Source organism: Salinispira sp., from assembly GCF_059431795.1.
This window is the reverse complement of sequence record NZ_JBXWXS010000014.1, coordinates 192,042-216,348: the sequence shown is the minus strand read 5'-3', so window position 1 is coordinate 216,348 and position 24,307 is coordinate 192,042. Positions and strand designations below refer to the sequence as shown.

General features: G+C 52.0%; 17 protein-coding genes. 9 read left to right on the top strand and 8 right to left on the bottom strand.

Annotation, left to right across the window (positions count from 1 at the left end):
- The first annotated feature begins 91 nt into the window (after window positions 1-91).
- From AC52PS_RS05935 to AC52PS_RS05925, 3 genes are all read left to right on the top strand, one after another.
- Complete coding sequence (locus AC52PS_RS05935) at window positions 92-958, top strand: hypothetical protein (protein WP_495562125.1); 867 nt, start codon at window positions 92-94, stop codon at window positions 956-958.
- A gap of 99 nt (window positions 959-1,057) precedes the next feature.
- Entirely contained in the window at window positions 1,058-2,386 is a 1,329-nt protein-coding gene (locus AC52PS_RS05930; protein WP_495562124.1) for a hypothetical protein, read from the top strand.
- Window positions 2,383-3,147 (top strand): hypothetical protein, encoded by a 765-nt coding sequence (locus tag AC52PS_RS05925; RefSeq protein ID WP_495562123.1) that lies wholly within the window; start codon window positions 2,383-2,385, stop codon window positions 3,145-3,147. Before AC52PS_RS05930 ends, AC52PS_RS05925 begins: the two co-directional genes overlap by 4 nt.
- A gap of 55 nt (window positions 3,148-3,202) precedes the next feature.
- Here AC52PS_RS05925 and AC52PS_RS05920 read toward each other — a convergent pair whose 3' ends face one another.
- The 5 genes from AC52PS_RS05920 to AC52PS_RS05900 are packed head-to-tail and all read right to left on the bottom strand — an operon-like array spanning window position 3,203 to window position 10,357.
- Window positions 3,203-4,279 (bottom strand): mevalonate kinase family protein, encoded by a 1,077-nt coding sequence (locus tag AC52PS_RS05920; RefSeq protein WP_495562122.1) that lies wholly within the window; start codon window positions 4,277-4,279, stop codon window positions 3,203-3,205.
- A gap of 41 nt (window positions 4,280-4,320) precedes the next feature.
- Window positions 4,321-5,343, bottom strand: a complete 1,023-nt coding sequence (locus tag AC52PS_RS05915) for a mevalonate kinase family protein (protein ID WP_495562121.1) — start codon at window positions 5,341-5,343, stop codon at window positions 4,321-4,323.
- Complete coding sequence (gene mvaD / locus AC52PS_RS05910) at window positions 5,340-6,422, bottom strand: diphosphomevalonate decarboxylase (protein ID WP_495562120.1); 1,083 nt, start codon at window positions 6,420-6,422, stop codon at window positions 5,340-5,342. The genes AC52PS_RS05915 and mvaD overlap by 4 nt, the downstream gene beginning before the upstream one ends.
- A complete protein-coding gene (locus AC52PS_RS05905; RefSeq protein ID WP_495562119.1) occupies window positions 6,422-9,064 on the bottom strand; it encodes a hydroxymethylglutaryl-CoA reductase, degradative in 2,643 nt (880 codons plus the stop codon). The genes mvaD and AC52PS_RS05905 overlap by 1 nt, the downstream gene beginning before the upstream one ends.
- A gap of 9 nt (window positions 9,065-9,073) precedes the next feature.
- Window positions 9,074-10,357 (bottom strand): hydroxymethylglutaryl-CoA synthase family protein, encoded by a 1,284-nt coding sequence (locus AC52PS_RS05900; RefSeq protein ID WP_495562118.1) that lies wholly within the window; start codon window positions 10,355-10,357, stop codon window positions 9,074-9,076.
- Between the two features lie 493 nt (window positions 10,358-10,850).
- Here AC52PS_RS05900 and AC52PS_RS05895 point away from each other — a divergent pair, with 493 nt between their 5' ends.
- From AC52PS_RS05895 to gghA, 5 genes are all read left to right on the top strand, one after another.
- On the top strand, window positions 10,851-11,888 hold the full coding sequence (locus tag AC52PS_RS05895; RefSeq protein ID WP_495562117.1) for a LacI family DNA-binding transcriptional regulator: 1,038 nt from the start codon (window positions 10,851-10,853) through the stop codon (window positions 11,886-11,888).
- Window positions 11,889-11,946: 58 nt separating this feature from the next.
- Complete coding sequence (locus AC52PS_RS05890; protein WP_495562116.1) at window positions 11,947-13,296, top strand: ABC transporter substrate-binding protein; 1,350 nt, start codon at window positions 11,947-11,949, stop codon at window positions 13,294-13,296.
- 60 nt (window positions 13,297-13,356) lie between these two features.
- Window positions 13,357-14,436, top strand: a complete 1,080-nt coding sequence (locus tag AC52PS_RS05885) for a carbohydrate ABC transporter permease (protein WP_495562115.1) — start codon at window positions 13,357-13,359, stop codon at window positions 14,434-14,436.
- Between the two features lie 2 nt (window positions 14,437-14,438).
- Window positions 14,439-15,395, top strand: a complete 957-nt coding sequence (locus tag AC52PS_RS05880; RefSeq protein ID WP_495562114.1) for a carbohydrate ABC transporter permease — start codon at window positions 14,439-14,441, stop codon at window positions 15,393-15,395.
- 316 nt (window positions 15,396-15,711) lie between these two features.
- Window positions 15,712-18,099: a glucosylglycerol hydrolase gene (gene gghA, locus AC52PS_RS05875; protein WP_495562113.1), complete on the top strand. Its 2,388-nt coding sequence runs from the start codon at window positions 15,712-15,714 to the stop codon at window positions 18,097-18,099.
- An 88-nt stretch (window positions 18,100-18,187) separates the two neighbouring features.
- Here the strand turns inward: gghA and AC52PS_RS05870 are convergent, their stop codons facing one another.
- The 3 genes from AC52PS_RS05870 to AC52PS_RS05860 all read right to left on the bottom strand — a co-directional run bounded on the left by AC52PS_RS05870 (window position 18,188) and on the right by AC52PS_RS05860 (window position 22,275).
- Complete coding sequence (locus AC52PS_RS05870) at window positions 18,188-18,982, bottom strand: DUF4097 family beta strand repeat-containing protein (RefSeq protein WP_495562185.1); 795 nt, start codon at window positions 18,980-18,982, stop codon at window positions 18,188-18,190.
- Between the two features lie 155 nt (window positions 18,983-19,137).
- Window positions 19,138-21,168, bottom strand: a complete 2,031-nt coding sequence (locus AC52PS_RS05865; RefSeq protein WP_495562112.1) for an amylosucrase — start codon at window positions 21,166-21,168, stop codon at window positions 19,138-19,140.
- Window positions 21,169-21,276: 108 nt separating this feature from the next.
- Complete coding sequence (locus AC52PS_RS05860; RefSeq protein WP_495562111.1) at window positions 21,277-22,275, bottom strand: LacI family DNA-binding transcriptional regulator; 999 nt, start codon at window positions 22,273-22,275, stop codon at window positions 21,277-21,279.
- Between the two features lie 110 nt (window positions 22,276-22,385).
- Here AC52PS_RS05860 and AC52PS_RS05855 point away from each other — a divergent pair, with 110 nt between their 5' ends.
- Window positions 22,386-24,266, top strand: a complete 1,881-nt coding sequence (locus tag AC52PS_RS05855) for an alpha-amylase family glycosyl hydrolase (protein ID WP_495562110.1) — start codon at window positions 22,386-22,388, stop codon at window positions 24,264-24,266.
- The last annotated feature ends 41 nt before the right edge of the window (window positions 24,267-24,307 follow it).

Here is a 24,307-nt window from a genome sequence, read left to right as displayed (position 1 = left end):
TTTCCCAAAAAGGCCGGCTGCTCAGGTAGCCGGCCTTTTTTTTCCTTTTGAAGTGATATACTGTAAACCAATACATTTTTGGAGGCTTTATATGAAACGTAGATTGCAAATAGCAATAATGGTTGTTTTGGCAGTTGTCCTTCTCGGCGGCTGTGATTTTCTCAATTTTTTGGGAACCGGAAAGGTCGGCGTTGCGGATCTTCCCGAAATCGATTCAAGCACTCAGACTCCCAATACCAAGGATGATGCATATCAGCTGGTGATGTCCGGCTCCCAGGATATCATGATGGGCGGTATGGGTGCTGTATCCAATGACTCCGACTATCAGGACGCAATGGAAGCTGCTTCCATTATGCAGAGTATTATTTCTCAGAATCCGGCATTTGCATCCTATTCGGAGCTCGGATCCAGAACCGTTGAGATTGAAACCAATGAAACAACGGAGACCGCCACCGGTTCTGTGGTAGTTACCGACGAGACCTCCCGGGAGGGAGATGTTGTAGTGACGGTGAATTCCGCAGAGATCAATTGGGATTTTGCGTACGACGAAGCCAACAATAATACAACTGGAAAGGCGGATGCGAAGGCGGATGTGACTGTAGTGAACATTCCTTCCTACTACCTGAGCGGAGCCACCGTATCCGGTGCTGCGAAATTGGCCGGATCTGTGAATATAAAGGAAAGCAGCGATGATGCGTTGAATGCTGCGTCTCAGGTCACCATGTCTATTGGTATGGCCGTGGACAATCCCGGCGGACAGGGCGGAAAGTTTATTCTGAACCTCAGTACGAGACAGTCTGTGGATATTGATTTTTCCACTTCAAATACTCCGGAGGAAGATGACATCCCTGAATTCGAAATGACTCTGGAAGTATACGATGCAGGGAATTCGCTTGTTGCCGAGTATGAGTTTACCTCAGAAGAAATATATGGCGATGCTATGACTGCCACATTCTAATTCATGAAGCATCCGATGTAGTTCAGACCGCATTCCAGCGAATGCGGTCTTTTTTTGTATGTTTGCTATGTTCCCAGCTCACCGGTATACTTCTACTTTATGAGTGCAACACGCCCACGCTCCGGAAAATACGGCTCACATCGGGGTACCTGGTATCCTTTAGACCACTCCGCGAAAATATGGCCGGCGGTTCTCAGCCAGCGCTATACGAGCCTCTTCAGACTTTCTGTGGTGCTGAAGCACCGGGTTGAATATGAGCCCCTGCGTACCGCTCTTATGCACACCATGCAGCGTTACCCCTATTTTTCCGTTCAGCTTCACAGGGGGCTGTTCTGGTACTATCTGGAAGAACAACCTGTGGATCCCCGGGAAATTCATCCCGATTTCCAATGGCCGTGCATGGATTTCCGGGCTATTAAAACCCACCGGGTTCTTCTGAAAATTTATGTGTATCAGCGGCGGATCAGCCTGGAGATGTCTCATGCCCTCAGTGACGGGGGCGGCGCCATGGAGTTCCTGAAATATCTCATACGCGAGTATCTGCATGCACGGACACCTGGCTTACCCGGGGAACCGGATCATTCTGCCCCGGAACCCGGCGAATGGGTGGACAGTTACCTTGAACATGGCATGAAGAGCGTGCCAAACAGCCCCCTCCCGGCCAGAGCGTTTCATGTGCCCTTTGCCCTGCTGCCCCGGGGAGAGTACCGGGTAGTCTCAGGGTATGTATCTCTGGAGAGTGTTCGAAGCCGTTCTTCACAGCTGGGGGTGAGTGTAACCGAGTACCTCACTTCATTGCTGTTCTACGCCCTCCAGGATTACTGGTTTGCTCTCCAGGATGCCAATCACCGTATTCCTGCCAGGTATTCCCGGCCCCTGCGGATCCTTGTGCCGGTGAACCTCCGACCCATTTTCAACAGCCGTACCATGCGGAATTTTTTTGTATACGTGGATCCGGAAATTGATCCCCGGCTGGGCAGATACAGTTTTGAGGAGCTGGTCCGATTTGTGCATCACTACATGCGGGGCCAGAAACACCGCCAGAACCTCCGTCGGCAATTTGCCCGACATGCCCGGACTGAGCGGAAAATCTCTGTACGGCTGATTCCCCTTCTGCTGAAAAATATCGTGTTGTCCCTCAGTTACCGCAGGCTGGGGGACAGCAGGTTCACCACCAGCCTTTCCAATATGGGAAGCTTTTCCCTTTCCCCGGAAGAAATGAAAGAGATCGACTGGGTGGACTTTTTTCCTCCCCCAAGCCCGGTAATGAAACAGGCGGTAAGCGTAATCAGTTGCGGTGATACACTAAGTATCAGTTTCGGAAAAATGATCAGTGAAACGGTAATCGAAAGGCGGTTTTTCCGCCTCATGCGCCTGGAAGGCCATGATGTGCGTATCTTCAGCAATTATTCCAGGAGCGGCCCATGAAGTACTGTCCAGAATGCGGGGTGGGGGTTGAGAATGATACTCATATATACTGCCCCCTGTGTGCTGTAAAACTCCAAAGCGAATCTCCGGACAGCGTTCCGGATTCGTTGAGCTATCCTCAAACCCGGCTTGAAGGGTTTACCGGCGATCTCAGGCGAAGGCCGTGGCTGCTGGCAGCTGTTAGTGCAACCGTCCTTCTGGTTCCCTCGGCAATCAGTCTTATTGTAGATCTGTTCGTGAACAGGATTCTTACATGGTCTCCCTCGGTTCTCTCATCCCTTCTGCTGCTGTGGCTCTACATAGGAATGCCTCCCCTGGTATTCTACCGGAAAGAGAAGAACCTCAGTGAGGGCGAACGCAGACGAAGCCGTCGGAGCAGGTTCTGGATCCTCATGCTGTTAAATACACTTGCTACATTTGGATTTCTTATGCTGGTGGATGCACTTCACGGGATGCCCGGGTTGCAGTGGGCTGTAGATTTCGGAGGGCTGGTCTGTCTGTCAACCTTCGCCGTAATTATGTTGTTTTTCTACACCCTTCAACCTCCGGGGGCCGCCGGAAGGGGCTGGGTTCTTTTTTTCCTGCTGAGCCTTTATATCGGCAGCATAGATCTTTTGGTTTCCACGATTCTGGGTGTTGAGACAAACCGTGGATGGAGTCTGATCGTTGCCGCCAGCCTCATACCGATCGGGATTATCTATCTGCTCATTGTGTATGCCCTCGGGCACAGCGAACGTGCCCGCCGGCGACTTCATCTCTAATGCAGCCACAGACTGAGTTCTCCCGGCATGCAAGCCATTATTCTCTCTGTTTCAATTATTTCAGTGTTGCGATACTGAGTGGTTCGCTCAGCTTGATATGCTTATTCATGGCGAAGGCGGTAAGTTGTTCCCGTAAATCTTTAGCCTGATCTTCGGTGACTGCGCTGATCCAGAAAGCCCCGCCCCCTCCGGCTCCGCTGAGTTTTCCTCCACCGGCTCCAAGTTTTCGGGCTTTATCCAGGATTCTATCCATATCCGGTGAATTGAGCTTAAGGGCTTTCAACTGTTCCCCGGCTTTATCCGCCAAACTGCCCAGCGTTTCAGATATCTGCCGGGCTTCTGTTTTCCGGTCTGATTGTTGAGGGGCGAATAGGTCGATGGCCTGGTGGGCAATCTCTCCCAAATTCCCCACGGCATCCACAATCTTCGGGCGTTCCTCCAGCATTCCTTTCTGGATCCGGCCAACCAGTTCTTTGGTGTTGCCCACCCGGGGAACTGAGCCGTAAATAATCCAGATATCCGACTGGGGGGAAGGCAGGGGAAGAATGTCGGGAAGACGCCGTGATCTGGGGAAAAACGCTGTAAGACCGGAATGGATTGCAAGACCAGTATCAATTCCTGAAGGCGATCCGTGAAACACTTTTTCCAGTTCATTGGCAATATGCCAAAGTAAATACTGCCGCTGCTCGGTCTCGGACCAGCCGTGCTGAAAATTCGGCAATACATGAACAAGCGCTGTTTCTGTGCTTTCCCACAGGGAGTTGATATACCGGGCAAAGGCAACGCAAAGGGCTGCGGAACTTCCAAATCCCGATGAGCGGGGGATGTTTCCTTCAAGGATATAGCTTGCTGCGGGAAAACGGATTTGGGGATTGAGGGTCTCTGCGGTTTCCAGCAGCTGCCCCGCAGCTTCCTCCTCTTCCCGGTTCAATCCCGGGAAGAACTGTCCATCTATGAGAGGAGGCTGCAGAGGGGATTGATGGGAGCTGTCCATGCCGGGGCTGATGCGAATTTCAAGACTGAGCGGCAGGGAGGTTCCCAAGGCCGGATACCCGTACACCGCCGCATGCTCTCCGAAGAGCAGCAGTTTCCCATGAGCTGAATACGCGGTGGTTTCACCTGGGGAAGGCATGAATACTCCTGAACCTATGGCACTGTGAATTATCCGGCATGTCAGAGTATAGCATCGCCGTTGGAGCTGAACAAGCGAAGCCCGTCATGATCCGGATGGAGGGATTCGTAGGGATGGTCCAGCTCGAGACGGCTGGTCCGGCTGAGAAACAGCAGTCCCAGTTCATTGCCTGCTCCGCTCCCCTTCCATGCTGATTTTTCATAAAAGGGGCTGGGGGGAGAAATCCAGCTGCCTACCCCGATCACCTCTCCCAGTTCGGTGTACAACATCCTGAGCTCGGTGATGAGCCGGAGTACTTCATCCTCGCTGCTGCTCTCCTCCATGCGTTTCATCAGGGTTTGGGAGTCCCGAAAAAATTCCTGTGAACCCTCGGGGGAGTGCTTTTTCCAGTTGTGGTATTTTTGTACCGCAGTTCTGCTATCCACCTCTTCGGGTCCGGGGAAGCTGTAACTGTGAAGTTTGAAGATGGGATGATCATCTCTCAGGTGGCGCCAGCGCGGCTGCTCCCCCCCGGTGAACACTCCCAGAGAACCATGGCAGCTGGTGAGAATATCATATCCGCTGCCCCGTTTTCCCTGGGCATAGCGGTGGGCGTTTACGGCGATTTCCGCAATCTGCTGCCGGCTTTTTTCCCGGTCTGTCATCGTTACATTTTCGACCCAGGCGTACATCAGGGAGGCAAGGATCACCGTTGCCGCCGCTGAGCTTCCCAGACCCAGTTTCCTTCCCTGGCGGAAAAAGCTGCGGGTGTCCACTTCGATTTCCAGGGGAGGCAGCGTAAGACCCATATTGTTCAGATCACTCAATACCGAGCGATACACGTTGATAATAAAGGGGGGATGGGGGTTGTCCATGGCAGTATTCAGGCTGATAGCTCCATCACCGGTTATGGCATGCACCACGCTTTTCGGTCCTGAAGCCGGCCAGGCCTTCCCTTCAGCCTGAGGGCCGCAGGCCATGGCGATGCCCAATCCGCCTGATTCCAGAATCATGTACTCACCGCATATGAGCAGATTACCCGGTGCACGGGCGGTGACTGCCTTTCTACCCTGTTGCTCTCTCATGGCTGACTCCATGAATCGTCCCCGGGCTTTGCCGATGGGATTGATGCATCTGATGTTACGGTCATACCTCCGCCTACAGCACTGATGGACCAGACATAGTTTTCAGAAAGTTGTTGCAGCGCAGACTCCACCTCCGGGACATGATCTTCCAGGGTAATCAATTTCACTTGGGGACCCGCATCCATGGTTTCATATACCGGAATACCTGCGGAGCGCAGCTCACGGGCCAGCTGCATAATCTCAATGCTTCCCGGCTGCCAGTAAATAACAGGGTCTGCGGCACTGAACATGGTGGAAAACATCCTGAGATAACTCTGCCTGATAAGGGGGCCCAGGCTTGCAAGATCCTGCTGAGCAACTGCCTTCACCGCCCGGTCATACAGGGCTTGGGAGTCTTCCAGCCATGCCGGGTAATAGGGGGATGTCTTCCGGGATTCCTCCATGGCATCTCTGCTTGAGACCGTCTTCGCTCCCTCGCTTACCCGGACAATGAGACAGCGGAGTTCGGGCCAGTGGTTTGCATTGTGTATACAGCTGGCACTGCTGCTCCCCCGGGGGAAGCTCACGAAGCCGGGAAACACAGACCTGCTGGCGGAACCCGACCCCGCTCTGGCGATATCAGACAGCAATTCCGGAGAGCCGGAGATTCCCAGTTCTCCGGCAGCTGCGCCGGCCAGGGCGGCAAAGCCGCTGGCGGAACTTGCCAATCCTGCGGCGGTGGGAAAATTATTGCTGCTGTGAATATCAAAGTGGCCGTAATTCAGGGTAGACTCTCCACCTGCCTGTTCGCCGCTTCGGCGCAGGAGATTGCTGAAAAAGCGGGAGAAACGCCGGGGATCCTGGCGGACCCGGTTAATTTGCACCTCCCAGCTGATGCGGGTGTTCCCAACCTGCAGTTCCCCGGTATGGGGGCCGCTTCGAAGCTGATCCTTTCCCCGCAGGAATTTTGCACTGGTCCGGGTTTCGAAGGCCTCCAGACTGATGCCCAGGCTGGATGTTGCAGGAAGATTATTCTCGGTATCGCTTTTTCCCCAGTATTTAATCAGGGCAAGGTTGGGGTGTGCATGTGCTGTGGTCATTATCGATTCCTGTTCATCTCTTCAAGCAGTCGACGGGCCTGCTCAATGTTGTATGTGCCGGACTGCTGAATACGTTCCACAAGAAGCGGGATATTCTCTCCACGGGCTCCTGCTTTATATGCCAGGCGCCCTGAGTGAAGCTTCATATGGCCTTTCTGAATTCCCTCTCCCGCAAGCGCTGAGATTGCGGCAAAGTTTTGCGCCAGTCCTAATGCGGTGGCCAGCCGCGAAAGGGTGGGGGCGTCGGGGTTTCCCATAATATCCAAGGCGAAACGGGCCGCCGGATGAAAGGATATTCCCCCGCCCACTGTGCCCAGGGCCATTGGAAGTTCCAGCTCACCCACAAGTTTGTCTCCCTCAATTTTGAAAACACTGAGACTCCTGTAGCGGCCGCTTTTGGCCGCCCAGGCGTGGGCTGCGGCTTCGGTGGCCCGGGTATCGTTGGCGGTTGCCAGGGCCAGGCTGGAAATACCGTTCATTATCCCTTTGTTGTGGGTTACCGCCCGTGACGGATCTTCATCGGCGATTTCATAAAGCTTCACAATACGCTCTGCAAGCTCTCTTCCGCCGTACTTACCTCTGCTGAGGGCCGTGAAAGGGATTGCAAACCTGGCTTTGGCCCGGCGCTTTACTCCGTCGTTACTGAGGATGGCCATCAGTTTAACTCCCCCGGTGATCTGTTCCAGAAGGGGTGAAATAGTCTCTGCTGCGGTATTGAGAATATTGGCTCCCATTGCGTCTCGGACATCCAGGGTGAGTTCCACCCGGAGCGTTGCGCTCTCTTCAAGCCAGCTGATTTCTATCCCACGGTACCCACCGCCTCTGCGGGTCATGGATTCCAGTACCGGTGACAGCAGTTCTTTCAATGACTGTTCCTCTGTTTCAACGGCCCTGATGGCGGTTTGGATGTCCCCGGGGGCGGGAGTATCTGTACCGGAGGAAATATCCAGGTATATATACGCGCTCATAAGCGGAGCATCCGCGGAAGTTTCAAAGCCGCCGTTTCTGGCAATAATTCCCGCTGCATAGCCTGCTGCTGCAATTACCGAGGGTTCCTCCACAGAAAGGGGGATGTGGTAGACTGCATTGTCAACCAGAAAACCCTTTGCTATTCCCATGGGAACCGGCATGAAGCCCACCGCGGATTCCACCATCACATCCGCCAGATCAAGCATACTGTCAGAATGTCCTGCGGCATTCACCGCTTCGGTATCCAGCTTGAGCACCGGGTCGTGGGCCAGAATTCTTCTCCTCCGGTGAATGGTGTATTTTCGGAATTTGCGGTCGTTCAGCGATGGTGCGACAGCGGGGGCGGGTTTTCCCTCCGGCTGCTTTTCCGGTGCCTTTTCCGGGCCGGAATCGGCGGCTGATCCGGAAGGTGAAGCGGAGTCATTGGAACCCGCAGTGAAGGATGCGGTTCGGGCAGCACCCTTCCGTGCTGCATTGAGAAGCTGCTCTCTCTGCCTGCTGAAGTCCGGATCGATAAACAGCGGGGCTTCCTTTAAGCGGGCAATGGTCGCACTCCCGGTGAGCAGCATTGTTCTTCGGAGAGTGAGAAAAATATCTTCCAGATACGATTCCACCGCTGCAACTCCGCCGCTTCGTGCAAGCCGGATGAAGGGGAGGGCAGAGGCGGCAAGATCTCCACCCAGCGCCAAAGCCCGGGGATAATCCATGGGTTCTCGCAGTCCTCCGGATGATATGATTCCTCCGTTGGCAGGGACCAGCCCGCGTTTTCTGCAATAGCTGCTCAGGGCAGAGAGGCCGGGCGCAGAAGGGATGCCCCAATTTTCAAAGCCGTGAAGTTCCCGGGGAATCTGTTCATTACTGTTGGTCTGAAGACCGTTGCCCTCCAGCCGTTGATCATGTTCTTCCCTGAAGGCCTCCACAGAAAGCCAGTTGGTTCCTCCCGAGCCGGCCATATCCACATACCGAACTCCCGCCGAGAACAGGGCAGCCGCTTCTGCCGGAGGAATGCCCGCACCGGTTTCTTTCACAATAATGGGAAGATCGCTCCAGGCGCACAGCTGAGCTATGAGGGGAAGAATGTTTCGGAAGTCTATGTCGCCCCCCTCCTGGAAGAGCTCCTGACCCGGGTTCAGATGTACGGCCAGTGCATCAAGCTGTAAGTCCCGAAGAATGGTGTAGAATTTATTCAGCAATGCTTTGTCATGTTCCATCAGCTGGGGCAGCTGTACCGCCCCGATGTTCCCGATTACCGGAACATCGGGAGCTATCTCTTTGAGGCGGAAATGATCGATCACTTCGGGTTTTCGAAGAAGTATTCGAAGGCTGCCGGTTCCCACCGCGACCTTTTTATTCTGGGCGGCCTGTGCGAGAATTTTATTCAGCTTATACCCCTGCTCGGATCCCCCGGTCATACAGGAAATCATGACGGGGGCTGTAAGGGTGTAACCGAGAAATTCACAGCTGCTGTCTATTTCTTCGTAGTTCAGTTCAGGCAGGCTGCTGTGAATAAACTGCACCCCGGAGAAGGCACTGTTACCCCCCTCAACAGGATATGTTTCATCTGTGCAGATATTAATATGGGCAGCCTTCCGGCTGCCCATCTGTTCCGCCGATTCCCCGGAGTGAGCCTCCGGAGATATCTCAGTATGGTGTTTGTGGGTTTGATTATTCATGTCGTTCCGTTATTTCTTGTAGCTGTATTCCCTGTACCCGTCTTCCCGAATGCCCTGCAAAACAAATATGTCGGATGGTATCTGTTCTCCCTTTTCCTGAATAATACTGTTAATCGATTCGGGATCGGTGGGGAGTTTAATCCATTGTTCATATTCATCCCAGCTTGCCGAACGGTCGTGATTTAATTGGGAGGATACATTCCAGCGGGCCAGCCGTTCCGGTGCCTTGGAGGAAACGGTTCCCGAGATAACGATCATGGTGTTACCGCTTCCATAGCTGGTGAGGAGGATCTTTTTCCCCACGATATCCTTGCCGTAGAGTTTATAATTTTCAGCAAGCTGGGCAGCAAGATTCAGGTAGAGCGCGCCGGTGTAAATATTTCCCACCTGAGCGGTTGCTTCCAGGGCGGTGTAAAACCCCCGGGCATTGAGAAAGTTTTCAGCATCCACATCCCGAAGATCTAAGTGCTGGTTCAGCATCCTCTTGATTGCGTTGGAAGCCATCTGGGCGAATGGAACATGGAAAACGAACATATCCGTCTCTCCGATGATTTCCTTGAGGGGACGTCCCACACGCTGGGCGTGATCTTCAAGTGCTTCATCCAGCGCTTCATGATAACATTGTACCGAATATCGCCCCTTAACCTTTGCAGTGGTGCTGCCCAACGGCCGGAAAAAGTCATCCACGTCCGATGATGAGTAGCCCTGGGTTTCCAGATCCAGTTCCACCAGATCGGGATCATTCTCCACCAGAAGGCTTACTGATCCTGCTCCCTGGGTAATTTCTGCGGTTGACGGCGCATCATAGCGGGCAATATCTGAGCAAATAACCATTCCCCGTTCATCGGTTCGGGGGCTTGCCTGGAGGAGAGCGGAAACCGAAAGCATTGCCAGAGTTCCGCCGGCACAGGCATGTTGTACCTGGAAGCTGGAAATGGTGGTGGGCAGTTGATAGTCCGCCCGTTGAAGCATACCTTCCACATAGGCGGAAATGGGTTTGCTCATATCCACAGATGTTTCGGTGCCCACGGTTAGGTAGCGCAACTTCCCTAAATTACAGTCGGGATTTTGGTCGAGAAGACGTTTGGCTGAGTTGGCGGCTATGGTTGCGTTATCTTCAAAAACATCCGGAAAACGGATTGCCTTTTGTCCGGTGACATCTATGGCCCGACGGAGGCGACGCTCAAAATCAGGGTCTTCCTTCACTCTGGAATCCAGAATGGTGTCCAGAGTAATTTTCGGTGAAGGAATGTAAAGTGCAATGTCGCTGATTCCTACTGATCGTTTTTCCATGAAATCCTCTCTTGTTTTGCCGCTGAATCTTAAAAGACAATCTTGCTTACATGACTGTTTCGTTAAGCTTTTGTCATCCAAACATACTTCACCCCTCGCCCATGGGCAAGGAAAAAGTTCACATAATGAAATGTTTTTCCATAAAATCACGCATCGTGGTTAACTGTGATAAACATCACAGGATGTATATCAGAATATGTGTAAAATAAAAAGGCCGGGATCAAAAGTATACAAAAATTTCCAATTTTTCCCGGAGCCCAGACCGCGAACCGGTTCAGCGCAGTGTAGCGAAAGGTGCGTGCGTTACGCACACGAGTGCGCCGGTATGCAGGGCGCCGATGGCATGCTGGATTCTGTAAAATTATTTATCTGAGTAAACTCATGTCGGTAAATGAAATAAAATCCAAAAAAAGTATTTGACAGTACTGAAGTCTGGGTTTAGGATTTTCTGTAGTGACGCACACGTGTGCATTAGGTGTTTCAGGAGGGCGATGTGAAGGTTACAATCCGGGATATTGCAAAGATCGCCGGTGTGAGTCATTCCACCGTATCCCGGAGTTTGAACGATCATCCTTCCATTTCCGCCGCTCGGCGTGAGCAGATCAAGAAGATTGCCAATGAATTAGGCTTTGAATACAACGCCAATGCCAAAAGCCTCCGGGGAGGTAAGGTGGGTACTGTGGGAATTATCGCTGCAAAAATGGATAAAGCCTCATTTTTTCTTGACTCCCTCATGCGGAAAATCACCCATGAAGAGCAGAACAGCTTTCAGGATTACATTGTGTCGTTCCCCAGCGACAGCATCCAGGGATCCAATAATATCCGACGCCTGGTGAGCGCCGGTAAGGTGGACGGGTTTATTCTTCTCCATCCTGATATCAGCTATTCCGATTATGAATTCCTTATGAAACAGCAGGTTCCTTTTGTGCTGCTCCATTTTAAGCCTCAGAATTTTACCTATGAACATCTCAATTACTATCTCACAGACCATGAATACGGGGCTTACATCGCCACAAGCCATCTTATTCAGCTGGGGCGGAGCAATATTCTTACGGTGAGTGAGGGTGGAGGAGAAATCCAGTTTCTGGAGAGGAGTGCCGGATTTAAGCGGGCCCTACACGAGCACGGCATTGCATTCAACCCGGAAATGCTTATAGAAGGCGAATGCAGTTTCGATTTCGGCAGGCAGATTGTTCAGCAGCGTCGTGGTGCACTACACAGGATTGACGCCATCTTTGCACAGGCCGACGTTATCGCCCTGGGAATCATCCATGAGCTCAGAGAGTTAGGAATACGGGTTCCCGAGGATATTTCCGTGGTGGGTTATGACGATATTCTTATTGGTGAATACACTACGCCCAGACTGACCACTGTGCACCAGCCTACGGAGGATATGGACCACCAGGCCTGTCTGAGAATTAATGAACTGATCAACGGAAGCGATGAAGGAGAGCCGGTGCAGAAAATATTCAAACCCGGTCTCGTCATCAGAGATTCCTGCATCAGTACGGTGAGTAATGTCTCACCCTAAATATGTTGTAAGTGAGATCGCAGTATGGCGATTTCGGAAATAGAAGAGGAGGTTGGCTATGCCACGAACTAAATTGTCTGTACTACTTATTACAGTACTGGCAGCATTCGTCCTGTTGTTTGCAGGATGCGGAGACGGTGCGGATGACGCTGCATCTGAACCGGTTAACGAGGAATACGTTAACAATGCGTGGACAGACGGTGAGGACCTGTCCGGTACCACCGTAAATATTTTCGGTGCATTTGTAGATGTGGACGCCGAGCGATTCGAAGAGACAATGGTTCCCTTTGAAGAAGCTACCGGTATCGATATCGTATATGAAGGCTCCGGAGATTTTGAAACACTTGTGCGGGTGCGCTCAGAAGGCGGCGATCCCCCGGATATCGCAGCATTTCCCCAGCCCGGTCTCATGGCGGATCTAACCCGTCAGGGATATATCCAGGACATGGGTGAATGGTTCAGCATGGATTATCTCCAGGAACAGTATTCTGATGCCTGGATTGACCTGTCGTATGTTGATGATGTGATTGCCGGCGTATGGTACCGAGCAAACCTGAAGAGTCTTGTTTGGTATGCAAAACCCGTATTTGAAGATGAAGGCTACGAAATCCCGGAAACCTGGGATGAACTGCTTGCTCTCTCAGACCAGATGGTTGAAGACGGATACACTCCGTGGTCCATCAGCATGGAAAGCTCAGGCGCAACCGGATGGGTTGCAACTGACTGGGTGGAAGATGTGCTTCTGAGAACCGAACCCCCCGAAGTGTACGATGCATGGGTTGCCGGCGAACTGCCGTTCAACAGCCCGGAAATCAAGCGCGCGCTGGATATTATCGGTGAAATCTGGTTCAACGAAGACTATGTGCTGGGCGGAACAGACGCAATTCTCACTGTTCCCTTCGGTGACGGCCCCACTCCCCTGCTGCAGGATCCTCCATTTGCTCTCATGCACCGTCAGGCAAGTTTCATTACCGGATTCTTCCCCGAAGGCGGAGACGAAGTTGAACAGGGTCTGATCGACTACTTCTATCTTCCTTCCATCGATGAAGAAGAAGGAAAACCGGTACTGGGTGCGGGAGACATTTACTCCGCATTCACCGACCGGCCTGAAGTACGGGCGGCAATGCGCTACCTGAGCCAGGGTATTTCAACCAAGGCATGGGTGGAAGCAGGGGGATTTGTAAGTCCACATAACGATGCTTCACTGGACTGGTATCCATCTCCTGTTGAACGGGGATATGCGGAAATTATCCGTGAAGCCGATACCTTCCGTTTCGATGCATCGGACTTGATGCCCGGCGCAGTTGGTGCAGGAACATTCTGGACCGGCATGGTTGACTGGGTGAACAATCAAGGTGAAAACGTGGATCAGATCCTCGACAGTATCGATGAATCGTATCCCGAATAATCACGGCTAAAGGTTTCAGGCGGCGGAGGTTCCGCCGCCTGTTCCTGTTTGGAGGCACGCATGGTCGTTCAAGAAGCGCGATTTCAAAAATTACTGCTGGCCGTTTTCTGGCTGGTACTCGTTCTCGCCCTGCTGATTTTTGCCTTTACCATTATCGGTAATAAAGACAGTGGAATCCCCACATTTGTTAACGCGATTCTGGTAATAGTTGTGGGGATCGGCGGTATATGGGCTTTGTACTGGTCGGGAAATAATGTGGCCGAAATGACCGGGGAAAAACGCCGGGATAAAATCGTAGCGTATTTCTATATCTTTCCCGCCCTTTTTATTTTAGGTGTGTATCTGGTTTATCCGGCAGTCCGGACAATAATCCTCAGTTTCTATGACAGAACCAGCACCAACTTCGTGGGTTTTCAGAATTATGTGCATATTTTTTCCGATGGGAAAATGCTCATTACTCTGAGAAACACTCTCATGTGGGTGGTTGTGGTTCCCTCTGTTGCGGTTTCGTTGGGACTTGTTATTGCCGTGCTTGTGGATAAGCTCAATCCTACCGCGGAAAAGGTGTTCAAAGCACTTATTTTCCTTCCCATGGCGATCAGTTTTGTAGGTGCCGGGGTAATTTTCCGGTTTATCTATTACAAAGCGCCCTTCGGAAGTGAAATCGGACTGTTGAATGCAATCCGGAATTCAATGGGGAATGAGTCCATAGCCTGGCTGATACAGGAGCCCTGGAACAACTTTCTATTGATGTTCATTATGATCTGGCTTCAAACCGGGTTTGCGATGGTGATTCTCTCATCTGCTATTAAGAACGTTCCTGCGGATCTGCATGAGGCCGCCCGTATTGACGGTGCAGGTCCATTCAGAATCTTTTTTCAGATCACCATCCCTTACATCAGAAACAGCATCATCATGGTAATGACCACGATTCTGTTTCTGGTTCTCAAAGCATTCGATATTGTATTCGTGATGACCAGCGGAGACTACAACACCGATGTTGTGGCCTCGGCCATGTATGACCAGACATTTCAGCAGGGAAACTTTGGTGTAGGTTCCTCCCTGGCTGTACTTCTGTTCATCTTCGTGGTCCCGTTTGTTATTCAAAACATCAGAAATATGCGCGATAACGGAGTGTGATCATGGCAGATACCTATAATGCAGAAAACTATAAAGACGTGGATCTGGAACCCAAAAAAACGCTGAGATTGGGCAAGCTGCCGATTTACCTGGTGATGCTGATCCTTGTAATTATCTGGACCGTCCCCACAATGGGCCTGCTTGTTTCTTCTTTCCGGCATCCGCAGCAGATCAATAACTACGGCTGGTGGGAAGTGTTCGGAGATTTTTCCCCCAGGCTGAATGAAGACGGTTCACAGCGATGGCGAAATCCGCCTCCGGAAGGACTGACGCTGGACAACTATGAACGGGTTCTCGGGACATCCACCGGACAGGGCGGTGCAATGGGACGGGCTTTTCTCAACAGTCTGTTGGTGGTAATTCCCTCCACCATAATCCCCATAACCATTGCCGCCTTCGCAGCCTACGCCATTGCCTGGCTGAATTGGGTCGGCAGACGGGCCGTGCTGTTTATTATTGTGGGACTTCTGGTTGTCCCGCTGCAGATGAGTTTAATACCAATCCTGCGGATTTATACCAGATTGGGGTTGAACGGGTCATTCCTGGGAATATGGCTAGCCCATACGGGCTTCGGGCTGCCGCTGGCAACCTACATATTATACGGCTATATTTCGGGGATACCGGGATCAATAATCGAGTCGGCATATCTTGACGGTGCCACTCCCTGGATGTCTTTTACCAGGCTGGTTCTTCCCCTTTCGGTTCCCGCAATCGCATCCTTCGCCATATTCCAGTTTCTCTGGGTATGGAACGACTTGCTGGTTGCCCTGGTTTTCCTCACACGGGGAAACATTATTCTGGTAACCACACGTTTACAGGAACTGGTTGGATCGCGGGGCCAGGACTGGCAGACACTTACTGCCGGAGCCTTTATCTCAATGATTCTCCCGTTGGTTGTATTCTTTGCACTCCAGCGATACTTCATCAGAGGGATGATGGCAGGTTCAGTGAAAGGATAATAGTAGAGGTTAACGTCATTCCTGCCCCTAACAGGAATGGCTTAGTCCCAGAAGCATGTAATAATTCCGGCAGTGGATAGTTACCCCCTTATCCGCTGCCTTTTTTTGCCCGGGATCGCAGGGCAGGCAGCCGGTGTAACCTTTTGGGGGCAGGTAATGTGTCCCTTTTCGGGGCAGGAAATGTGTGTCGTGAGTTATGAAAGATCCTTGCAATGGGTCGAAAGCATGATTTCTCCACTAATCATGATTATGATTGAAAAAATCCTGGCGGTTACCATTTTTCGACTGAGAAAAACCGCCACTGAGGTATAGATGTATGAAAATCGCAATTGATGAGCAGAACAGATTTAATGGTCGGCTGGGTGAAGCGCTGAGATCGGCTCCCGAAGACTTCACTTCTGCCCAGGAAGTCTCTCAACATCTGGGCGGACGCTATCTTGGTTCAGGCAGGGCGTCCTTTCTCTTCTGGGCACCGGAGCTGCTAGATGCCGGGCTTCGACCCGGGTCTTTAGGGCTCGAGATTCTTATCTCCCAAGAAGAACCGGATTTCAGCCAGGCAAGCCAAAGCCTGACGTTTCGCATTGAAACGTTTCCTATGGTTCAGGAGGGTGAATTCTGCTTTGCAGTATTGGAGGGGCTGCGTCCCGGATCCCGGGATCATCTTGGGCCCTTATACCGATTGTGTTATGAAAATAATGACGGGGAGAAGCGCTGTATTCTTGATCCTCTGGCTGCTTCCATACCCTTCGGAGCCGCAGCTCCTGCGGAGCTTTACGATATTGACGGAATGCTGGAAGGGCGCAAAGATCTTGAGTATTTCCGAAATCTGTTCCAATCCGAAAACGTGTTTAGCGAAGATGACGGAGTGCTGCGGATAGGGGATCCGGTGAACATGCTTGAAGTGCATTGTCCCACCTCGAGTCCCGAAGGAAGTCTTGCAGGCTTGAGCCGGATTTACCGCAGCATCTCCCGCAAGCTGGCACAGGGCGAGTCTCTTGAAAGTTGGGAACAGAATTATATTGAATATGATGCAATTCAGCTCATGCCCATCGAGCCCGCCATTTTATATGAAGGGGGGCCGGATTTTTGGAGCGAAACTTCCCGTCGAAAGGAAGAACTTACGGTGAAACTTCGAAAACCCGACACGCTGAACTGGGGCTATGATACCATCACCCTGGGTTCCCCCGGGGTTAACCCGGTTCTTCTTGAAACCCGCAGACCCCATGAGTTCCTTGAGCTGATTGAAACCCTTCACAATTTTCATGATTCGCCCATTCGCATAGTTCTGGATGTGGTGTACGGCCATTTGGATAATCAGGCCATGGATCTTATGAACTCGCGGTATTTTGCAGGCGCAAACATGTACGGGCAGAATGTGAGCTACTCCGACCCTATGGTCCGGGCGGTGATTCTTGAGATGCAGAGGCGGAAAAGCGATTTTGGTGTGGATGGTGTGCGGGTGGACGGTGCACAGGATTTCAAGAACTACGATCCTGAATCCGGCCGGATGATTCACGATGATGATTTTCTGGAGTTGATGAACCGGGTAGAGCAGAAGGTGGGTGACTGGACCTACCGGCCCTGGATGATTTTTGAGGACGGCAGACCCTGGCCCCGGGATGACTGGGAGTTAAAATCCAGTTACCGGGAGATTACCAAAAAGCTTCCCAATGTGATTCAGTGGGGGCCCCTTACCTTCGCCCATAATACACCCTTTCTTTTTACCTTTTGGGCCATGAAATGGTGGCGGATTCAGGAGGTGTTTCTCCATGGAAATAGCTGGATAACCGGAACATCCAACCACGACACTCTGCGGAGGGGGACACAGGTGGACCCTGAATCGCGGATTAATACCTACCTGGGGGATAATCTGCCTGATATTTTCAGGAAGGCATATGATAATCCCGCAGTGCGGCTTTTTGATGTGTTTATGCCGGGTATTCCCATGGATTTTCTCCAGTCAAACATGCATGTGCCATGGAGTTTTATTCGCAACACCGATCGCCGCTGGGCGGCAAAGGTGATGTCCGAAGAGGCGTATTTTCTGGACTGGGTGCTCACAGATGAATTGTTTTCCCGTGAATGGGTGTTCAGCCGCCTGAAAGCCAGGGGCTTCTCCAGCCTCAAGGGGCTTAAACGTTTTGTAAGAAGCCTGAATCATTGCCTCCAGCTTGGAGACCAGGAGCCGGGCAGGGCTGCACAACTGCTCAATGCATTGGAGCTGGAAGGACCCGCCCAACTGGATGGGGAAGGTCTGGTGTTTCTTGCCCGGGATTGGATGGAGGATGTACATGAGATCTGCCGGGTCAGCAATTACCTGTCCCGCATAGATCAGGCTGCTTCCTCTTTCGGCTATGATCTACGCAGTTTCCTCAGAGCGAAGCGTTGGCTGAAGGAAGCCCCCGCTAAGGGGGACTACGCGGATATGCTGCGTCCAGCCGACGGAGCGGTAATAATCCACGGCATCCGCACAAGTCCCGACGGCGGGGTGAAGATTCTGTTTCTGGCCAATATGGAAGGGGAACCGAAAACACTGCAGCCTGCAGCTCTGCTTGCAGGCAGAACAGAATTGACATACAGCTGGAAACTGATCACCGCCACACCGGATTTACAGGCTTCCCTCAACCCCCAGGGAAGCAGTTTTGACATCAATGCAGGCATCACCCTGGAAAACGCCCAGGGTATTCTTCTGGAATCATATTAGTTCATTGGGCGGGTGCGTATGTATAGTTTTCCGCTCTATGGGAGATGCTCCCCCCGCCCTGTGGAAGATGGCCTTGAGGGTAAGCGGGCTAGCGGATGCTGATATCTCCGCTGGTGGTTGCCGCCGTCAGCGGAGTAGCCCCTTCACCGGCATTCAGCCGTTCCTCGGTGCGGAAATCGAAGACCCTGATATCGCCTGATGTGCTTCTGCATTCAATGCTGTATTCTGCCAGCTCTCCCAGAACATCCAGTTCTATATCTCCCGATACACTGACAAATCTCCCCCCCTGAAATACCGCAAGGTTATCGAAGCGGATATCTCCGCTTGTGGTCTTTGCCTCAAGCCCCCCGGTGGCCTCTCCAATATTGATATCACCGGAGCTGCTTTCGAAGCTCATGAGTCCCTCCACCCGTCTGATATCAATATCGCCGGAGCTGGTCTTTGCCGATACATCTCCCTGCATCCCGGTAATATCCAGATCGCCTGACGCGCTGGAGAATTCAAGGCTTCCGCTTACGCCCCTGCCTTCCATATCTCCGGAGGCAGTGGTTACTCTGAGCTCGCCGGTGATTACTTCCTGAAGACGGATATCTCCGGAGGCTGAGCGTATTTCAAGCACCACGTTTTCGGGTACGGTGAGGGATAGCTTCGGCTGTTGGGTGGAAAAGATGCGCAGCGATCTCTTCGGCCGGATATCAATGCTGAGCCGTGTTCCAGTCTTCGACATATCTATACTGTAATCACGGGGGTTGTAATCGCTGAGCTGCACGCGAGAGTCCCGGTTGGAAGGACCCAGAAGAATATCCCATTCAGGTACGGATACGGTAATTTCTTTCACATTTGTAAAACTGTCCTGCTGGATTTCTTCACCCCCTTCGGCCATTATGGCCGAGGTCGGGGTTATTAAAAGAAATGCTAAAAGGGGTATGCAGGTTCGGATCGGTTTCATGTAAACTCCTTGTGATCAACGTGCCGGAGCCCTCCGGCGAGCTTCGTTTAATTGTACAACACCCTGAAGTGTTATGTTTGTTCCAATTGTCACTGAAGTTTGGAAAGCCAGAGTTGGCTCAGCGGGGGAATTTTCAATGAGGCTTGATCTCCCAGGGCGAATTTTTCACCGCTGAGCAAATCTTCTGCATCCGGCCATATCCCTTGAAGCCTCATATGGTTGCTCTGAATTTCTTCCGTCCACTCATTGAAATTGCTGATAACCAGAACCTGTTCCGACGCATTGCCTACGCTGTATGCCAGAAGATGGGGGTTTTCCACTCCCAGAACGGTGGTTCTGCTTTCTCCAAAGGCGGGATGCTCCTGTCTGATCCTGATCATCATTCCCAGCTGGTCATAAATACGGGCGGCATAGTTCTGTTCGGGGGATTTCTCCCGGGAGTCAAGGATGGTGCTGATCCGTTCCCAGTTAAACGGAGGCCGGTGAATCCAGCGGCTGTCCTGGCTGAAATTGGGGGCACTCTGGTAATCATACCAATTCAACTGGGCGAGCTCGTCACCCAGATATATCAAGGGAATGCCGCTGATGCTGATAATTATCCCGTGGATCAAGAGGTGTCGGCGAATCCCTTCTTCAAGGCGGAGCCCGGCCTGTTCTTCCCGCTGAGTTCTTCCGCCCGGTTCCTCCAGACCTTGTTCTATCCCGCAGAGACTTGCACAACTACCGCTGATACGGCAGTCACCGGTGGCGGGGTTCAGCTGGAAGGGAACGCCCCGGGCAAACGATCCTGAGAAGCGGGCGGTATAAAAGTCGTTTAAAAATCGCCGGTGATCGTTACCGTTTATTCCAAGCTCCCAGGCATCTTCATCGGCGAACGTCCATCCGATATCATCGTGTGAACGTACATAGTTTATCCAACTGCATGATTCCGGGATTTGAAACCGTTTTTGAAGAGAGTGCTGAAGGAGGTCGGTTTTCCTTGTTGCCAGGGATTCCCAAAGCAGAGCCATCAATAGAGGATTGTAGGAAAGCTCACACTCTTGGGGATTGATGTATTTGGCAACCTCATCGGGATGAACAATTGCTTCGGACTTGAACACCATTGCCGGTGCGGCAATCCGGGCTGCAGCCCGGAATATGCTGATCAGGGTGTGAGCCCGGGGAAGGTTTTCGCTTACCGTCCCTTTTTCTTTCCAGACAAAAGCCAGGGCATCCAGCCGGAGTACTTCCGTGCCCCTGTTGGCGATATAGAGCATTTCCTCCACCATGGATCTGAACACCCGGGGGTTGCTGTAATTCAGATCCCATTGGAAAGAATTGAAGGTGGTCCAAACCCAGCCCTCCAGTTCATCATTCCATGTGAAACTTCCCTTCCGTGCATCGGGAAAAATATCTCGAAGATAGGAGTTGTATTCCTCCATCTCATTCCGGTCCCGCAGTACAAAATAGTATTCTTCATGGGAAAGATCCCCCTGCCGGGCAGCGATGGCCCAATCGTGTTCGTCACTTGTGTGATTGAATACGAAATCAAGAACCAACGAAATTCCTTCTTTCCTCAACGCAGCTGCAAGCTTTTCCAAATCCTCCATGGTTCCCAGGCGCGGATCCACCTGCCGGTAACTGGATATGGCATAGCCTCCGTCGCTCTCGCCTTCGGGTGCTTTAAATAACGGCATAAGATGAAGATAGGTTATTCCCAGCTTTTTCAGGTAAGGGATGTGGCTTTTCAGCTTTTTCAGATTCCCGGCGAAGCGGTCAACGTAGAGCATGGCACCTACCATTCTCTGATTTTCATACCAGTGGGGGTGATCGGTCCTGGATGCATCCAAGGTGATGAGATCTTCCTGACGATCCCCGTATGACGCCACAAGTGATGCGATTAACGTTTCAATCTGGTAGAAGAAGTCCCAGCGGCTTCCATATAGATCCCTCATTCCCTGGAAGAGATTCGGGAAGTGTTGATCCAGATTCTTTTCAAGTAGAAGCCTCCTGGTACCCTTCAGGGTCTCAAGTTGAGGGGCGAGCCGTTCCCTCAGCAGCCCCAATGCTTCTGCAGCCTCGGTCTGTCTGCTGATTTGCGTAATCGTCCGCGTAGATTGATCGTTTTTCCTGCTGTTCATATGCGTATACTCCTCATATTCGTATACTTCATGGATGCTTTCCGGGGTATCACCGAACTCCGGTTAAGAACTTCCGCACGCTTTCCGATCGGGGGCTGCCTGCTGAACTCAGCAGCTTCCCCTCTGAACCACTTCCAGGTCCAGGTACACCGTGCGTGTCTGCGGTGTTTCGCCGGTTTCCAGAATTTCTTTCAGCATGTTTCCTGCAAGTTGTCCGGAATAATCCAGATGCTGATTTACCGTGCTTAGGTTCAGGTACTCGGCCATATCCAAATCATCAAAGCCCAGAATGGCGATATCCCGGGGAATATTTTTTCCCAGTTGTCCGGCGGTCTGAATCAGTTTTGCCGCAATTAAATCTGAGGAGCAAAGTACCGCCTGGGGGTGAACGGGCCGGGATAACAGTTCGGTGAACCATTGGATTAACGAGTTGTCGCCCATCTCTCCCACATAGATACAATCTTCCAGTCGGGGCGACTGGGTTGCAACAAGCGCATCGGAAAAGCCTCTCAGCCGTTCAGACGTGGATTGCAGGGTGAAGTCATGGGAGGAGCGTTCACCGGCAAAAGCCAGCAGCGTGTAGCCCCTCTTCATGAGATAGCTTGCTCCCAAATATCCGCCCCGGTGGTTATCCACCACCACCGAAGAAAACCCCGACAGACTGTTTTCCACCGATATAACGGGAAGACCCGACTCCTGCAGCACCTGTATTCGGTCGGAAGGAATATTCAGGGAGAGGATTATCACCGCATCCACCCGTTCACCGGCACAGATCATATCGATATGCTCTTCTAACTGCCGGAGACTTTTCACCGTATAGACGATCAGCTCATAGTCTCCCGGATTCAAACTCCGGCTCACTCCCCGGATTCTTTGCACAAAGGATGCTTCGGTGAAGAAGGGCGTGATTATGGCGATTCTGTTCATACGCTGTCTGGCTCTGGCCATGGCATCCGCCCGGGGTACAAATGAGAGTCTGGAGATCGCCTCCAGCACGGATTTTCGGGTTCCCTCGTTTACCTTGGCCGGTGCATTCAGAACTCTACTGACCGTGGTGATGCTCACCCCCGATTCCCGGGCTACATCATATATTGTTGCTTTTTTCATCCTGCCGCTCCCGGAAATCAGCTGTAGAATAAGAATGAAAGTGCTTTCATAAAAACAACTTTCATGATAGTGTTTTTTTGCAGATTGTCAAGAAAAATCAGGGAGGAACCGTGGGCGTTAATAATATCTCTTTCGAAGACTATGAAACCATGTGGCGCAACGTATATGAGGGAGTCGTTTCCAACGGACGATGGAAACAGGAATGCCGGGAGACCTGGGAGCTGCTTCAAGCAGCGGGTGCCCCGGGAAGAGTGGTGCGAAAGACCGACGAGGCGTCATCCCTTCCCCAAAACCAGCCATGGTATGAAGATTTAGTAGTATACGCGCTCTACGCCCAGCATTTTAATGAAAATATCAGCGGAATTATCTCCCGGCTTGACTACCTGGCAGAGCTTGGCGTGAATTGTCTCTGGCTGCTACCGGTGCTCTCTTCACCCATGAAGGATGAAGGCTTCGATATATCCGATTACCGCTCCATTAGGGAAAATCTTTTTCGCGACGGTCTGGATGAATCGAAACGTCGGGAAATTTTCGATGAATTTATCAGGAAAGCGGCGGAACGGGGAATTGCGATTATATTCGATGTGGCAGTTAATCATGTGAGCAGCCAGCATGAATGGTTCCGTAACGCCCTGAAGGGCGAAGATAACCCGTACCGCGACTATTTCATCTGGTCGGAAGATAACCGGGGGTATTCACAGGCCCGGATTATCTTCAAGGGCATGCTGGACTCAAACTGGACCTATTCCCCCGGGGCGGACAAGTATTATTTTCACCGCTTTTATCCCCACCAGCCCGATCTGAATTATCGCAATCCCCGGGTGCTCTCGGAAATTATCCGGGTGTTCAGCTACTGGATTCAACGGGGCATTCGGGGGTTCCGTCTGGATGCCGCTCCATATCTTTGGAAGGAAGAGGGGACCAACTGCGAAAATCTGGGAAAAACCCATGACATTATCAAAATCCTGCGCAAAAGCGTTGAGTGTATTCAGGAAGATGTACTCCTTCTGGCGGAGGCCTGCCAACCTCCCCGGGAGGTGGTGAGTTATTTCGGCGATAACGATGAGTGCCAGGCAGCCTACCATTTTCCCCTGATGCCCAGGATGTACCGCTCCATTCTGCAGGAATCCGCCGAACCCATCGTAGATGTGATGAAACCCGGGGTGACACCCGCTATTTCCAGAGAAAATCAGTGGTTCACGTTTCTGCGCCTTCACGATGAGCTCACCCTTGAGATGGTGACTCCGGAAGAACGTGAGTACCTTCACAGCCGCCTGTGCAGAAGACCTGAGTGGGATTTCCGCAATGGTGAGGGAATTTCCGCCCGGCTTGCTGAACTCTTCGACACAGCCGGTGAAGTGCTGTTCGCGCACCTCCTCCTTTTAGGGATGGGCGGTAATCCGGTGATTTACTACGGAGATGAAGTATTGGAGGGCAACAATGTAGATTTTGCCCGGTATCAGCAGGAGCGCACCGGCTTTGTGGATAGCCGTAATCTGGTGCGGGGGCCGTTAAAGTGGAGCCGGATTGATGGACGATTGGAAGATCCTGCCTCCGATGAAGCCTGGCACTACCGCAACCTTGCCGCCGGGATTCACTGCCGTCTTTCCCACCCCCAAATATCCAATGCGGCGGACGAGCAGCGGGAGGTGTTGTTCACGGCTGACGGTTCGGGAAGTGGATTGAAACTGATAAAAGAAGACGGTCTGGAACTCTACTATAATTTTCATCAGAGCCGGCAATTGACACTCCAACTGCCCGTTACGCACAGAACCATTCTCAAATGGAGTGGACAACGGGAAGATGATCTAGTGCTGCCGGGGAATAATGCTTCCGGAAGCAGTTTTTCACAGACAGTCTCGTCGGTGAAGGCGGAGGAGGCGGGGAAGGCAAAGAGCGCCGGCGGCCCCGTTTCCAAGCGGGCCGGAAGCGGGGAAGGTAACAGTGAAGTTCACCTCCCGCCACGGGGAGTATTGTGGATTGCCCGATAGCGCAGCTGCTGTCAGTCGTTCTTTCCAGTGGATGGCTTCAC